The 13,537-nt window shown below is 71.3% G+C and carries 13 protein-coding genes; 7 read left to right on the forward strand and 6 right to left on the reverse strand.

Annotated elements, in window-relative coordinates; genetic code table 11:
* Positions 1-2: 2 nt before the first annotated feature.
* The 3 genes from AC6JA9_RS00575 to AC6JA9_RS00585 all read left to right on the forward strand — a co-directional run bounded on the left by AC6JA9_RS00575 (position 3) and on the right by AC6JA9_RS00585 (position 3,711).
* Positions 3-1,151, forward strand: a complete 1,149-nt coding sequence (locus AC6JA9_RS00575) for a cysteine desulfurase family protein (RefSeq protein WP_223749402.1) — start codon at positions 3-5, stop codon at positions 1,149-1,151.
* A gap of 97 nt (positions 1,152-1,248) precedes the next feature.
* Complete coding sequence (locus tag AC6JA9_RS00580; protein WP_223749401.1) at positions 1,249-2,475, forward strand: ABC transporter permease; 1,227 nt, start codon at positions 1,249-1,251, stop codon at positions 2,473-2,475.
* Positions 2,476-2,487: 12 nt separating this feature from the next.
* Positions 2,488-3,711: an ABC transporter permease gene (locus tag AC6JA9_RS00585; protein WP_223749400.1), complete on the forward strand. Its 1,224-nt coding sequence runs from the start codon at positions 2,488-2,490 to the stop codon at positions 3,709-3,711.
* Positions 3,712-3,813: 102 nt separating this feature from the next.
* Here AC6JA9_RS00585 and AC6JA9_RS00590 read toward each other — a convergent pair whose 3' ends face one another.
* Together AC6JA9_RS00590 and AC6JA9_RS00595 are read right to left on the reverse strand one after the other, a co-directional pair.
* Positions 3,814-3,984, reverse strand: coding sequence for a hypothetical protein (locus AC6JA9_RS00590; RefSeq protein ID WP_194869373.1), 171 nt, complete (start codon positions 3,982-3,984; stop codon positions 3,814-3,816).
* A 176-nt stretch (positions 3,985-4,160) separates the two neighbouring features.
* Positions 4,161-4,829 carry a hypothetical protein gene (locus tag AC6JA9_RS00595; RefSeq protein ID WP_408888506.1) on the reverse strand — a complete coding sequence of 223 codons (669 nt, stop codon included), beginning with the start codon at positions 4,827-4,829 and terminating at the stop codon, positions 4,161-4,163.
* Between the two features lie 211 nt (positions 4,830-5,040).
* Here AC6JA9_RS00595 and AC6JA9_RS00600 point away from each other — a divergent pair, with 211 nt between their 5' ends.
* A complete protein-coding gene (locus AC6JA9_RS00600) occupies positions 5,041-6,288 on the forward strand; it encodes a phospholipase D-like domain-containing protein (protein ID WP_497958929.1) in 1,248 nt (415 codons plus the stop codon).
* Between the two features lie 8 nt (positions 6,289-6,296).
* On the opposite strand, the gene AC6JA9_RS00605 is transcribed toward AC6JA9_RS00600, so the two are convergent.
* Complete coding sequence (locus tag AC6JA9_RS00605) at positions 6,297-6,716, reverse strand: hypothetical protein (RefSeq protein ID WP_497958930.1); 420 nt, start codon at positions 6,714-6,716, stop codon at positions 6,297-6,299.
* Positions 6,717-6,952: 236 nt separating this feature from the next.
* Positions 6,953-7,588, reverse strand: coding sequence for a hypothetical protein (locus AC6JA9_RS00610; protein ID WP_223784270.1), 636 nt, complete (start codon positions 7,586-7,588; stop codon positions 6,953-6,955).
* 257 nt (positions 7,589-7,845) lie between these two features.
* Here AC6JA9_RS00610 and AC6JA9_RS00615 point away from each other — a divergent pair, with 257 nt between their 5' ends.
* The 3 genes from AC6JA9_RS00615 to AC6JA9_RS00625 all read left to right on the forward strand — a co-directional run bounded on the left by AC6JA9_RS00615 (position 7,846) and on the right by AC6JA9_RS00625 (position 10,951).
* Entirely contained in the window at positions 7,846-8,370 is a 525-nt protein-coding gene (locus AC6JA9_RS00615; protein ID WP_426748582.1) for a GNAT family N-acetyltransferase, read from the forward strand.
* 215 nt (positions 8,371-8,585) lie between these two features.
* Positions 8,586-9,641: a hypothetical protein gene (locus AC6JA9_RS00620; protein ID WP_426748581.1), complete on the forward strand. Its 1,056-nt coding sequence runs from the start codon at positions 8,586-8,588 to the stop codon at positions 9,639-9,641.
* Positions 9,642-9,679: 38 nt separating this feature from the next.
* Entirely contained in the window at positions 9,680-10,951 is a 1,272-nt protein-coding gene (locus AC6JA9_RS00625; RefSeq protein ID WP_223784273.1) for a hypothetical protein, read from the forward strand.
* Positions 10,952-11,223: 272 nt separating this feature from the next.
* On the opposite strand, the gene AC6JA9_RS00630 is transcribed toward AC6JA9_RS00625, so the two are convergent.
* Together AC6JA9_RS00630 and AC6JA9_RS00635 are read right to left on the reverse strand one after the other, a co-directional pair.
* The gene (locus tag AC6JA9_RS00630) at positions 11,224-12,126 is read right to left on the reverse strand and encodes a hypothetical protein (protein ID WP_223784274.1); all 903 of its coding nucleotides are present in this window, start codon (positions 12,124-12,126) and stop codon (positions 11,224-11,226) included.
* Positions 12,127-12,190: 64 nt separating this feature from the next.
* On the reverse strand, positions 12,191-13,531 hold the full coding sequence (locus AC6JA9_RS00635; RefSeq protein WP_408888502.1) for a sigma 54-interacting transcriptional regulator: 1,341 nt from the start codon (positions 13,529-13,531) through the stop codon (positions 12,191-12,193).
* Positions 13,532-13,537 lie beyond the last annotated feature (6 nt).

The following is a 13,537-nucleotide window of genomic DNA, read 5'->3' on the forward strand; positions in this document are numbered from 1 at the left end:
CCATGAGCCCCGAGCGCCCGCTGTACCTGGACCACAACGCCACCACCCCCGTGGACCCGGAGGTGGTGGACGCCATGCTGCCGTACCTGCGCGAGCACTTCGGCAACCCCTCCAGCGGACATGCGTACGGCCGCCGTGCCCACGCGGCGCTGGAGGAGGCCCGCCGCAAGGTCGCCGCGCTCATCGGCGCGAGGCCCGACGAGGTGTTCTTCACCTCCGGCGGCACGGAGGCCAACAACCTGGCCATCCGAGGCACCGCCGAGGCCCGCGCGGACCGGCGCCACCTGCTCACCTCCGTCATCGAGCACCCCGCCACGAAGCTGCCCTGCGACGCGCTCGAGTGGCGCGGCTGGCGCGTGACGTGGCTGCCCGTGGACGCACAAGGGCGCGTGCGCGTGGAGGACGCCCGCGAGGCGCTGGACGCGGCGGGCGGCGAAACCGCCCTCGTGTCACTGATGCACTCCAATAACGAAACGGGCGTGCTGCAGCCGGTGGCGGACCTCGCGGCCCTCGCGCGTCGTCATGGTGCCAGCGTGCACACGGACGCGGCGCAGTCGGTGGGCAAGGTGCCGGTGGACGTGACGGCGCTCGGCGTGGACCTGCTCACGCTGGTGGGCCACAAGCTGCGTGCCCCCAAGGGCGTGGGCGCGCTGTACGTGCGACAGGGCACGCCGCTCCGGGCCGTCACGCTCGGCGGCGGGCAGGAGCGGGGGCTGAGGCCCGGCACGGAGAACGTCCCATACGCCGTGGGGCTGGGCGTCGCGTGTGAGCTGGCGGGCCGGCGGCTCGCCCAGGGCACCCAGGCGCTGCTCGCGCTGCGCGAGCGGCTGTGGACCGGACTGCGAGACGCGGTGCCGGGGCTGGCCCTGAGCGGGCAGGACGCCGAGCGGCTGCCCAACACGCTCAACGTCCGCTTTCCCGGGGTTCGGGGTGGGGCGGTGCTGGCGGCGACGCCGGAGGTGGCCGCGTCCACCGGCTCGGCGTGCCATGACGGGGGCGAGACGGCGTCGCCCGTGCTCCGGGCCATGGGAATCCCGGAAGCGGACGCCCTGGGGGCGGTGCGCTTGTCCCTCGGACCGGACACCACCCAGGAAGAAGTCGCGCGGGCGGTGGTTGTGCTCGCGCGCGGGTGGAAGCAGGTGGCGGGCTGAAAACTTCCGTGCAATCACCCGACCTCGTCCGGCGTAGGGCGTTCTACCGGGGCAGGCCAACGGTGCGGCGCCACCCACCGGCGCGAGAGGGTTTCACGTGAGCTTCAGGGTCGACGTGTGGGAGGGAGGGCGCATCGCGCTGTTCTCCCTGCGGGCCAACCGGCTGCGCACGGTGCTGACGACGGTGGGCATTGGCGTGGGCGTGTGCACGCTGCTGGCCATCGTCGGCATCATCCAGGGCATCAACCAGTCCTTCGCGGACCAGCTCGCGCAAATCGGCGCGAACACGCTCCAGGTGTCCAAGTTCCCCTGGACCATGCGTGGAGACTGGTGGGAGTACCGCAACCGGAAGAACCTGTCGGCGGACCTGGTGGAGCCCATCCTCCAGGCCTCCGAGCACGTGGTGGCCGCCGCGCCGCTCTACTACGACCGGGTGGAGGCGCGCTTCCTGGAGCGGCGCATGGCGTCGGTGACGGCGCTGGGGACCACGGCGGACTACGCCATCATCTCCTCGTTCACGGTGGACAAGGGCCGCTTCCTGACGGAGGCGGACGTGGACAACCGGGCGCAGGTGGCGGTCATCGGCGCGGAGCTGGCGCGCACGCTGTTCCCGGGCCTGGACCCGGTGGGCCACCGCATCATCCTGGGCTCCAAGCCCTACCGCGTGGTGGGCTCGCTGGAGGCCAAGGGCACCATCCTGGGGGAGAACCAGGACACGGTGGTGGTGGTGCCCTTCCGCACCTTCCAGGCGGACTTCGGCAAGCGCAACTCGCCCAACATCGCGGTGTCGGTGGACTCGCCGGACAACGTGCTCAAGGTGCAGGACCAGCTCACCGTGGCGCTGCGGCGTGAGCGCAGGACGCCGCCGGAGGCGAAGGACGACTTCGCCATCAACCGGCCGGAGCAGCTGGCCAACATGTACGCGCAGCTCACCGGCGCGCTCTACGGCGCGGCCACGGGCGTGGGGCTGATTACCCTGCTGGTGGGAGGCATCGGCATCATGAACATCATGCTGGTGTCGGTGCGCGAGCGGACGCGGGAGATCGGCGTGCGCCGCGCGCTGGGGGCCAAGAAGCGCACCATCATCATCCAGTTCCTGATGGAGGCGGCCAGCGTGTCCGCGGTGGGCGGGACGCTGGGGACGGTGGTGGGGTTGGGGCTGGCGAAGACGGTGTCGTTCATCACGCCGCTGGCCGCGACGGTGGAGCCGTTGACGGTGGCGGGCGGCGTGGGGTTCGCGGCGATGGTGGGCCTGCTGTTCGGCATCTGGCCCGCGGCGCGCGCGGCGAACCTGGACCCGGTGGAAGCGCTCCGCCACGACTGAGGACGACTGCCCATGATGGCCTTGCTGGACACCTTGCGGCTGGCGTTCGGGACGTTCGTCTCCAACCCGCTGCGCTCCTTCCTGACGCTGCTGGGCATCGTCATCGGCGCCACCACGGTGGTGTCGATGATGGGTCTCATCGAGGGCCTGCGAATCCAGGTGAACGAGAACCTGTCGGAGCTGGGCGCCAACTGCTTCCAGGTGCAGCGGCTGCCCTTCGGCGCGGGCAACCTGTCGCTGGCGGAGCTGTCGCGCCGGCCGCGCTTCACGCATGAGGACCTGGAGGCCATCCGCGAGCTGCCTTCGGTGCTGACGGCCGCGGGGGAGGACTCGTCCGGTGGCCTGAAGGCGTCCACGCAGCTGCGCGAGTCGCGGGCGAACGTGAGCGTGTGGTCGGGGACGCCGGAGTACTTCCAGACGAACTCCGTGGTGGTGGCGCACGGGCGCGCCTTCACGCAGACGGAGTACCTGGATGGCAGGCGGGTGGCGGTCATCGGCCCGGACCTGGCGGAGACGCTGTGGCCCTCGCTGGACCCGCTGGGCCAGTCGTTCCGCCTGAAGGGGCGCAACTTCATCGTGGTGGGCGTGCTCAAGCGCAAGGGCGGCTTCCTGGGCGGCAGCGGCCAGGACAACCAGGTGATGACCCCGCTGACGGCCTTCCGTCCGCTGTTCGGCGTGCGCGACTTCCGGGTGAGCATCCAGGCGACGTCCGCGGAGGTCGTCAAGCGCGCGCAGGACGAGGTGACGGTGCTGATGCGCCGGCGTCACAACCTCAAGCCGCTGGAGCCGGATGACTTCTTCGTGTTCTCCAACGAGAGCTCCACGGAGATGTTCAACAACATCTCGCAGGTGATTTCGGTGGCCAGCTTCGGCGTGTGCCTCTTGTCGCTGCTGGTGGGCGGTATCGGCATCCTGAACATCATGCTGGTGGCCGTGACGGAGCGGACGCGGGAGATTGGCATCCGCAAGGCGCTGGGCGCGAAGAAGCGGCGCATCCTGGCGCAGTTCGCCACGGAGGCGGTGGTGCTGTCCCTGGCGGGCGGCCTGCTCGGCGTGGCGCTGGGGGTGGGGCTGGCGCACCTGGCGCGCTGGGTGCTGGGCCTGCCCACCGAGGTGCCGGGCTGGGCCATTGGCCTGTCGCTGGCGATGAGCAGCGGCGTGGGCCTGGGCTTCGGAATCTATCCGGCCGCTCGCGCCGCGAAGCTGGACCCGGTGGAGGCGATGCGCACGGAGTAATGCGCCACCTGGCGCCGAGCCGTGTCTGGTGAAAAGGGGGCCCGCCCGCGAGCGTTTCCGCGGACCGGGCCCCTTCCTATTCCACGCGCGAGGGCGTGGGGACTACGGGCAGGGCGCCGTGCAGATGAGCTGGCCGGTGATGGGGTGCTTGTAACAGAACGGCGCGCACTCGGACTTCGGGGCGGGCTCGGTGGTGAAACCCGTGGTGACACCGAAGACAGCGGCGGCGGCGGTGAAGACGACGGCAACGCGGAGGTGCTTGAGAGCCTTCATTGGGGTGTGTCTCCAGACAGCGTGTCCGTACGGCCCGGCAAGAATGGCGCTGGGCGTAATTAATGACAACTAAGAAATTGAGAACATCTCTGTGCGTGTGGCTTTGCTGGTGAGACACGCACAACGCGCGCCGGTGAGACATCCTGGATTGGAGAGGGATTGCGGCGCGCTTGTAACTATCGCGTGGGTTGGTGCGAGCGGGGACCGCCGCCGGCCCACTGGTAGCCGAGCGTCGCGCCGGAGCCGACGAAGGCCAGGGCGATGAGCTGGCGCACGGCCTGGAGGCGGGTGCTGGGCTCGGAGAGCTTCGTCAGCAGGCCGTCGACGGCGGCGGCCAGGAGGGTGCCCGCGGCGGCGCCAGCGAGGGCTCCGACGTAGGCGTCGGCCCTGTCCTCGCTGCGGCCGAACGCGAGCTCGCCCAGGCCCCAGGTCCCGAGCGCGGCGAGGGGCGGGGTGAGCAGGAGGCCTCCGCCGACGGCCGCGACCTCCAGGTCCATGAAGCGTCCGCTGCCCGGCGTGGCGGGGCGGAAGAAGAGCAGGCGCGAGGGCAGGTAGCCCCCGAGCATCCCCGTGGCCGTCTGCGCGCTCGTGGCGCCCAGGCGTGTGTCCCCGCCGACGCGGGTTGCGCCCCAGATGCCGGTGAGCGGGAGCAGCGCGAGGCCGCCGTGCGCGACCCAGGCGCCCGTGGAGAGGGGCGCGTCCTCGGGACGGGTGGGCTGGTACGTGCTGCTCGCGCCGAGCGGAGGCGGGGTGGTGGGCTCCAGCCGAGAGGCTCTCAGCGGGACATCGGCGCGGGACTCACGGGGCGCGACGAGGCCCGCGCCCACGAGGAGCCAGGTGCTCAAGATGACGAGATGTCGTGACATGCGCGCTCGGGCCGTGAGGAAGAACGGGAGGGTGCTCACGTGGATGCACCCGCTCCACCTCGCCCCGGGGCCGAGTGACGTGCGTCACACACTGTCCTCGCGCCCGGGTGTTGTCCGGTGGACGCCGTGTGCGTGCGCTCGGTGTCACCAGACAGGTGCCGCGACAGGGGAGCGCCATTAGCTTCCCAAGGTGAAGCTGGCCTGCTCCGTGCTCGTCGCGTTGCTCGTCGCCGGGTGCCCTGCTCCGAATCATCGGCACGACCTCCGGCTGCGCGCGCTGCCCACCGCAGCGGATGAGACGCGCTCGCTGGCCTTCTTCCAGTCGCTCGGCGTCGCGCTCACGCCCGGCCACCACGTGGAGCTGGTGGAGAACGGCCGCGTCTTCGATGTGCTCGACGAGGAGATTCGCGCCGCGCGCTCCAGCATCCACATCGCCAGCTACATCTGGCGCCCGGGTGAGCCCTCGGAGCGACTGGTGCGCGCGCTGCGCGAGCGACAGCCCGGGGTCGCGTGCCGCGTGCTCGTGGACCCGCTGGGCAGCGTCAACTTCGACTCCGTGGGCATCGCGCTCGCGAACGCGGGCTGCGAGGTGCGCATCTTCCGTCCCATCCAGGGCGCCATGCCCTCGCTCGACGCCGTGCGCATCAAGACACGCCTGCACCGCAAGCTCGTGGTGCGCGACGGCGAGGTCGGCGTCACCGGAGGCTTCGGCATCTGGCGCAGCTGGCTCGGCGACGCGGAGGGGCCGGAGTACTGGCGCGACATGAGCGTGCGCGCCGAGGGCCCCGCCGTGCGCGAGATGCAGGTGGCCTTCGCGCAGAACTGGCAGGAGGCGGGCGGAGACTTCCTTCCACCCGAGGCCTTCCCGGAGCTCGCCTCCCGAGGTGAGGCCCGCGCGGGCTTCGTCGCGAGCACGCAGAACCGCTTCCTCTCCGACGCGCGCCGCATGACGCTGCTCACCATCGCCGCCGCGAGGCGACGCCTCTGGATTTCAAACTCGTACTTCATCCCCTCCGACGCCATCGGCGACATGCTGCTGGAGAAGGTGAAGCAGGGCGTGGACGTGCGCGTGCTCGTGCCCGGGCGACATCACGACATCGCGCCGGTGCACGCCGCGCAGCGCGCGTCCTACGCGAGGCTGCTCGAGGGCGGGGTGCGCATCTGGGAGTACGAGCTGTCGATGATGCACTCCAAGACGATGCTCGTGGACGAGGACCTGTCCGTGGTGGGCTCGACGAACCTGGACCCGCTGGCGCTGAGCACCTCGGACGAGTGCTCGCTGGTGGTGGAGGACCCGGCGCTGGCCGCGTCGCTCGCCGCGGCGTTCGAGAAGGACATGCTCCACTCGCGCGAAATCCACTGGGACGGCTGGCGCCGCCGGGGACTGCTGCAGCGGCTGGGAGAGAAGCTGCCGTGGCTCATCGGCGACTATCTCTGAGGCACACCTCAGAACCGGAACGACGTGCCCAACTGGACGAGGGGCTCCTCGGCCTCCCACGATTCGGTCCGCGGCGCGGCGGCGGGGCTGCACATCCCGAAGGGGCAGAGCAGGATCGGAGGTGGATAGGTCGTCCTGCGTGTCCGCGTGGACTGGACGCCCACGCCGAGCGACAGGTGCCACCGGGTGCTCAGTGGATGGGAGTAACCCACGAGCCCTCCGAAGGAGCTGCGCCTGCCGAACGTGTCGTCGCCCACGGTGAACAGGGTGTAGCTCGCCTGCGCCGCGACGAAGACACCTTCCTGGAACGTCTCGCCGAAGAAGACGCGGCTGCCCACCTGCGCGCCCACGAGGTTGATGTCCGGGCCGAAGTGGGTGCCGCCGAAGAACGACAGGTGCCGGAAGGGCTGATGCTCCATGCTCACCATGAGGAGGGGGAGCTCGGCCCGTGTCCGGTCGAAGCTCCAGGAGTGGCCTCGCGCCCCGACGTTCACCGCCCAGTTCCGGGACTCGAGGTTGGAGGGCGCGTGCCCGGAGGGGCGCGGTGGGGGGCTGGTGTCCCCCTGGGCTCGGGCGAGGAGGGGGAGGGCGACGAGTCCGCTCAGGAGGCCGCATCGAATCAGGTCGAGGTTCATGGGGGCGTGGACCTGGGGAGGCGTGGGGGTCAGAACCGGAGCGTGAGCGCCAGCTGCAGCACGGGCTCCACGGCCTCCGTCTCCGAGACGGCCTCCTGGGCGGCAACCTCCTGCTTGCAGTAGAGGAAGATGCAGGGCGCGATGTTCGAGGCAGGGGAGGTCTGCGTCCGGGTGCGGGTGCTCTGTGCGCCGGCCCCGACGGAGATGATCCACCGCCGCTCCAGCACATGCGAATAGCCCACGAGCCCTCCCAAGGAGGTGCGGGTGCCATCCGTGTTGGAGTCCACCTCGATGAGGGAGTGGCTGGCCTGCGCCGCCACGAAGAAGCCTTCGTGGAACGTCTGGCTGAAGAAGACCCGGGTGCCCACCTGCCCTCCGAAGGTGTCGAGGTCCACCTTGAAGTGGAGGCCCCCGTACAGGGACAGGTAGCGGAAGAGCTGCTGCTCCAGGTTCACCGTGAGGAGGGGGAAGCCGGCGGGCGACTCGTCGAACGAGAACGACTGGCCGCGCACCGCCAGGTTCAAGGACCGAGTCCAGCGGTCGGCCTCGACCTCGGTGGCGGGGTCGAGGAAGGGCGAGGGCGCCGCCTCTTCCTGGGCGTGTGCGAGGAGGGGGAGGGCGACGAGTCCGCTCAGGAGGCCGTGACGCAACGAGCTCAAGTTCATGGTGGCGTGGCCCCAGGGCAAAGGGTGTGCCGGGCGCAACCCGGCGGGATGACAACCCCCGGGACGCGCGAAGTGAGCAAGCCGGTGCACAGACGCGAAGCGCGCTTCGCGAGGCACCGCGTCTTCCAGGTGGCGATGCCCACCGGCGCCGGGCTCAAGCTCGACGAGGTCGGCGCCGTGAGAGGGCGGAGGACTCGCGGTGCGTCGTCGGACGCGCCCCAGACAGTGACGCGCCACGCGTGGTAATGGCTGCGGGCATGAGCACCCAGGACGTGGTGGGGCGGGCCCTCATCCGAGAGATACGGCCCGAGGATGATGTGGCGGTGGGAGAGCTGCTGGTCGAGGCCTTCACCACCCAGTACGCGAAGAAGCTGCCGGAGGTGGTCTACACGGAGGAGCGCAAGCGCGAGCTGCGCGACGTGGCGGCTCGGCGGAAGATCGCCTCGCTCCTGGTGGCGGAGCTCGATGGCGAGGTCGTCGGCACCGTGGCCCTCTTTCCTCCCGGCGCGCCGGGCTCGGAGGCGTGGCTGCCTCGCGCGGCGGACCTGCGTGGGCTGGCCACCGCGGTGAAGGTGCATGGCACCGGCCTGGCCCGGCCGCTGCTCGATGCCGCCGAGGCCCTGGCCCGGCGCTGGGGCGTGGACGCGGTGTGTCTGCACGTGCGCCGGGGCGCCGTCGGCGTCGCCCGCATGTACATGTCCCGCGGCTACGTGCGCGAGCCCGAGGGCGACATGAACCTGCCCACGGTGTTCCTCGAGGCGTACGTGCTGCGCCTGAAGTAGCCGTCGCCCGGTGGCCGCCGCCCTGATGACCCCTGTCATCAGGCCCTCGACGGCGGTCACCAGGAGCGCGCCCACCTCGGCCCCCGGAGTCGCGGACCTCCTCTGTGATTCCAGGGGCTTGGCGAGTCACCGACCCTGGCACACCTCGTGCTCAAGGCACCTGCATCGGCTGACCTGGCTCAGCCCCTCGCAGCCCAGCCCCCGAGGACCTCGTCATGGCGCTCTCCCCCATCTCCCGCTCCGCCGTCTCCCCCGTCGCCCCCTCGCTGTCGTCCCGCGCCGAGTCGGTGTCGCAGGCGGCGCGGCCGACGCCGATGAACGCGCCCTCCGCCCAGTCCCTCTTCCAGAAGGACGGCTTCGAGGTGGGCGGGGGCCTCAAGAGCGCGGAGGGACTCCAGAAGCTGGTGAAGGTGCTCGCCTCGCAGCTGGAGGTCCTCAATGAGCTGGCGCAGGTGCTCGGTGGCGCGCAGGGCCAGGGCGGCACGGGCGTGCCCCCGCTGAGCGGCGCGCAGGGGCAGGGCGGCACGGGCGTGCCTCCGCTGGGTGGCGCGCAGGGGCCGGGCGCGCTCGCGGGCTGCGCCGAGACCTCCGCCGCGGCCCCGTCCCCGCAGGTCCCGAGCATCGGCGCCGAGGCGCCGTCGCCTTCGGGCAAGGCCGCGGCCCCGTCCCCCGGACAGCCCGCGGAGGCGGTCGGCGCGAAGCAGAAGGTCTCCGACTCGCAGGGCGCGAAGAAGGACGGCAACACGCTGTCGCTGCACAACGACGGCGACAAGCCGATGACCATCCAGTTCACGCCCAACGCGGGGGAGAAGGCGGTGGACCCGGTCACCCTCCAGCCGGGCGAGAACCGCACGGTGAAGTTCCCCGAGGGGTGGTCGGGCAACTTCCGCAGCACGTCGGGCGACGGCAAGAACGCCACGCTCGGTGAGGTGAAGTTCGACGGTGGCTTCGGGAAGACCTACTACGACGTCAGCTACATCGAGGGGCACAACACCGCGATGACGATGCAGCCCGCCAGCGGCGGCCGGACGTCCGGGACCCTGGAGAACCTGCTCTCCTCCGCGCCCGACGCCGTGAAGGCCCGAGGTGAGGACGGGTCGGTGTATGGCATCAAGAAGACCACCACCTCGGAGGTGAAGGACCCGGCGGTGGTAGACTTCTTCCGCAAGCACGTCGGCGCGGACCAGGGTTATGTCATCCCCACCGACGACGCGAGCACGCTGGGCAGTGGTGACAGCAACCTGGTCGTCCGCTTGAAGAACCTCACCTGAGTCCCACCGGCGCCGCGCGCGCCGGCCGTGTCCCCTCCATGAGCGTCCGCCTCCCGCCGAATGCCCCCCGCCCCGGAGTCCCCCCTCGGTCCGCGAGGGAGGAGGCGGCGCGAGAGCAGGCGAAGCCCGCGGAGGCGAAGAAGTCGGACAAGTCCACCCAGGCGAAGGGCACCGGAGGCAAGCCCGCGACGGGTGGGAAGACCGGGGCCCGCCCCGCCGAGGGTGAGCAGGCGCAGCAGGGCGCGCAGGGCGGCGTCCACCGCGACGGGATGGATGCCGGCGCCCAGCGCGGCGGCTCCGGCGGGCTCGAGGGCTTCACCCAGGGCGGCGCGGAGGCGCTCGGCACCGCGCCCCCGACGGGCACCTCCACGGGCATGGCGGCGAAGCCCGCGCAGGTGGCGACGCCCACGCCTGCGACGCAGCCGCAGCCGTCCACGCGCGCCGAGCAGCAGGCGCCTCCGACGCCGCAGCAGCCCGCGCGTGAGTCCACTTCGGCCCAGGCTCCGCGCGAGCGGGACCTCGCGGAGCGCGCGCCGCGCGAGGAGACGCCGGCCTCGCGGGAGGGCCGCGCGAGGGTGCGCGCCGCCGTGATGGACCGGCTGATGCGGGGCTACGCGGACCTGGAGGCCAAGCTCTCCCAGTTCGTGCAGGCCCCGGGGCGTCACCAGGGCGTCGTCACGGTGCCCATCATGATGAGCGAGAGCTCCGTCACGCTCGAGTTCTGGGCCGTGGCCGCCGGGACGGCCGATGACCGGGCCTTCCTGGCCGAGGTGCTCGGTGTGCCGGCGAACGTGGATGACGCGTACCTGCTCGAGCTGTTGCGCGAGGAGATCCACCTCGCCTTCGACGTGTTCCAGCGCTCGGAGCCGGGCAAGCAGGCCCGCGCGGCGTACGAGGCGGTGCTCACGCGCTACGACGCGGCCCGCATCCAGCCCGTCATCGAGGGCCACGACGCCGGCCCGATGGTGTCCGAGTGCGCCCGGCTCCAGCTGTCGTGCGAGCCGGCCTTCACCCGCTCACTGCTCCTGTCCCCGCTCCAGCTCGCCGTCGCGCGCTTCGCCGACGAGGGCAGCGCCACGCAGGTGATGGTGGCCGGGCTGACGCTGCAGCAGCTGGGCTCGCTCGTGGGGCACCTGCGCACGCTCAACCCGCTGCTCAGCAACGCGCAGGTGCGCAACCTCCTGTTCCGCGCCTCCACGGATTTGAAGCTCGCGTTGCGAAAGCCACTGGGTGACGCAGAGGTGGAGCGCGTGCAGGAGCTCGCGAAGCAGCTCCTCCGGCTCCAGGCCGTGGAGTACCTCCACGTCTGAGGAGCGACGCCCACGAGGGACATCGCCCGAGCGTCGTGCACTCCGGCGCGGGGCGAGGGAGGCGTCGCGCCGACACGCGTGTGACGAGGGTGCCCCTTGCAACGGGAGCACGCCGCCCGCGCATTGCGCGGGGCAGCGCGGCTCCAGCTCGGCCTGCTCAGCAGAGGCGTCGCGCCGGCATGCGGTCGGCTCGAGACGCAGGTCCCGCTCCGCGCGTCAGTCCGCCAGCCTTCGCGGCGAGCGTGACGCGCGGCCCAGGTAAGGCCCTCCGCTCAGGAGGACTCGCGGGCGAAGGCGCCCCTGCGGGAGCCGCCGCCATCGGAGTTGCCCAGCGCCGTGGCAATCTCGCCGCCGCGCTGCGCGCGCTCGGCCTCGGTGGTGCCCTCGGCCTTCTCGACGACGAGCATGCCGCCGCCGTTGTGCTCGCTCCAGGCGGTGCCCACCGCGTCCTCGAGCGCCCCGGCGTCCATCTTCACGCTCTTGCCGGTCCCCGGGTCCTTCACCGTGTAGTTGCCCTGCGCGTCCTTGCCATCGACGGTGACCCAGTGCGCGCGGCCCTTGCCCGCGTCCTTCGCGTTCGGGTCCACCTTGTTGGAGTCCACCAGCACCGCGGCCTTGCCGTCGCGCGCCAGGGCTTCATCCATCAGCTTCTTGTCGAAGGAGCCGGAGGCCTGCGTCACCGCCGCGCCCTCATGCGCAATCATGTTCGACAGCTCGTGCGGCGTCGTCCCGTCGCCGTTGGTGAATCGCGACTCGAGCGAGTCCATCGTCTCCGTCGACGGCTTCGCGCCCGTGGTGCCCTTGTCCTTGCCCAGCATCACCGCCACCGCGGACCCGCAGTTGGAGTCCTTGGTCTGCTGGAGCACCGAAGCGCCGTCCGCGGGCCCGCCCAGCTGGGGCACCTTCATGGACGACAAGTCACTCACGCAGGCCACCTGCTGGGGCTGGGTGGCGGACGCCGTGCCCACCGCGCTGGCCAGCGCACCGAAGCGCTGCACCCACTCGCTCAGCTGCGCCTCCTGCGCGCCGTACGCATCCGTGGGCGCCTCCACCGGCGTCACCTCGGGGGCCGCCGCCGTGCCCGTCCCGGATGCTGCGGCCCCCGGCGCCGGCGTCACGTCGACGCGTGGCTGCTCGAGGGTCCTCACCAGGGTCGGAGAGAGGGGGATGCGCACGGGGGGCCTCCAGGGACAAAAGGGGTACGTGGTCATCCCACTCTAACCCGAAAGTCCCTCCGCGTTAAGAGTCCCGCCCCGTATCCAGGTCGTGCTTGCGCAGCAGTTTCTTCAAGTAGACACGGTCGATGTCCGCCTCGCGGGCGGCCCGGGAGATGTTCCCCTCGCAGCGCTCCAGTAGATTTTTCAGGTAGTCGCGCTCGAAGCCCTCGATGAGGCGCTCCTTGGCTTCCTTGAAGGGGAGGTCCAGCTCGACCTTGGCGCCCCCCTCCTCGCCGGAGGACTCCAGCTCCGGCAGGGCCTCCTCGCCCAGGTTGACCACCTGCTCCACCACGTTGCGCAGCTCGCGCACGTTGCCGGGCCAGGGGTACTGGGCCAGCAGCGCGCGCGTCTGGACCGACAGCGCGCTGGGCGCCCGGCCCGTCTGCTTGAGCATGTGGTCGATGAGCGCCGGGATGTCCTCGGGGCGCTCGCGCAGGGGCGGCAGGCTCACGCGCAGCACCGCGAGCCGGTGGAACAAGTCCCGCCGGAACTTCCCCTGCTGCACCGCCTGCTCCAGGTTCACGTGCGTGGCGGCCACCACGCGCATGTTCACGGAGATGTAGTCGTTGGCGCCCACGCGCTTGACCTGCCGGCGCTCCAGCACGCGCAAGAGGCGCGGCTGCAGCTCCAGGGGCAGCTCGCCCACCTCGTCCAGGAACACCGTGCCGCCCTGGGCGCGCTCGAAGGCGCCCGCGCGGTCCGTCTGCGCGCTGGTGAACGCGCCCTTCACGTGGCCGAACAGCTCGCTCTCGATGAGCGTGGGCGGCACGCCCGCCAGGTCCACGATGACGAACGGGCCCTTCTTGCGCGGGCTCTGCTGGTGGATGGCCTCCGCGCACAGGTCCTTGCCCGTGCCCGTCTCGCCCTGGATGAGCACGTCCGCGCCGCCGGGGGCCAGCCGCTCCAGCAGCGTGAAGGCCTCGCGCATCTTGCGGCTCTGCCCGACGAGCGCCCCGAAGTGGTCCTTGTCCGACAGCAGGACGGCGCGCTCGCGCGTGTCCTCGGGCATCAGCTTCAGCTCGGTGGTGCCCAGGGTGATGACGGTGCCGGGGCGCAGCTCCAGGGACGTGAAGCGCAGCCGCTCGCAGAACGAGCCGTTGTGCGATTCCAGGTCCGTGGCCACCACGTGCTCGTCATGCACCTCCAGCCTCAGGTGCTGTCGGGACACGGCCTTGTCCGCCAGGACGATGTCGCACGTGGGCGCCTTGCCCACCACGTGCGTGCCCTGTCGGAGCGGATGCACCTTGCCGGAGTCCGGACCCGAGAGGATCCGGAGCACCATCTTCACCTGACCCGCCCGTCCGCGCGTCAGCGTGGCCGTGGCATCCAGGTTCGCCTCTTCCTCGTCCGGCGGCAGCGACACGAGGGC

Source organism: Myxococcus sp. MH1 (assembly GCF_059738865.1).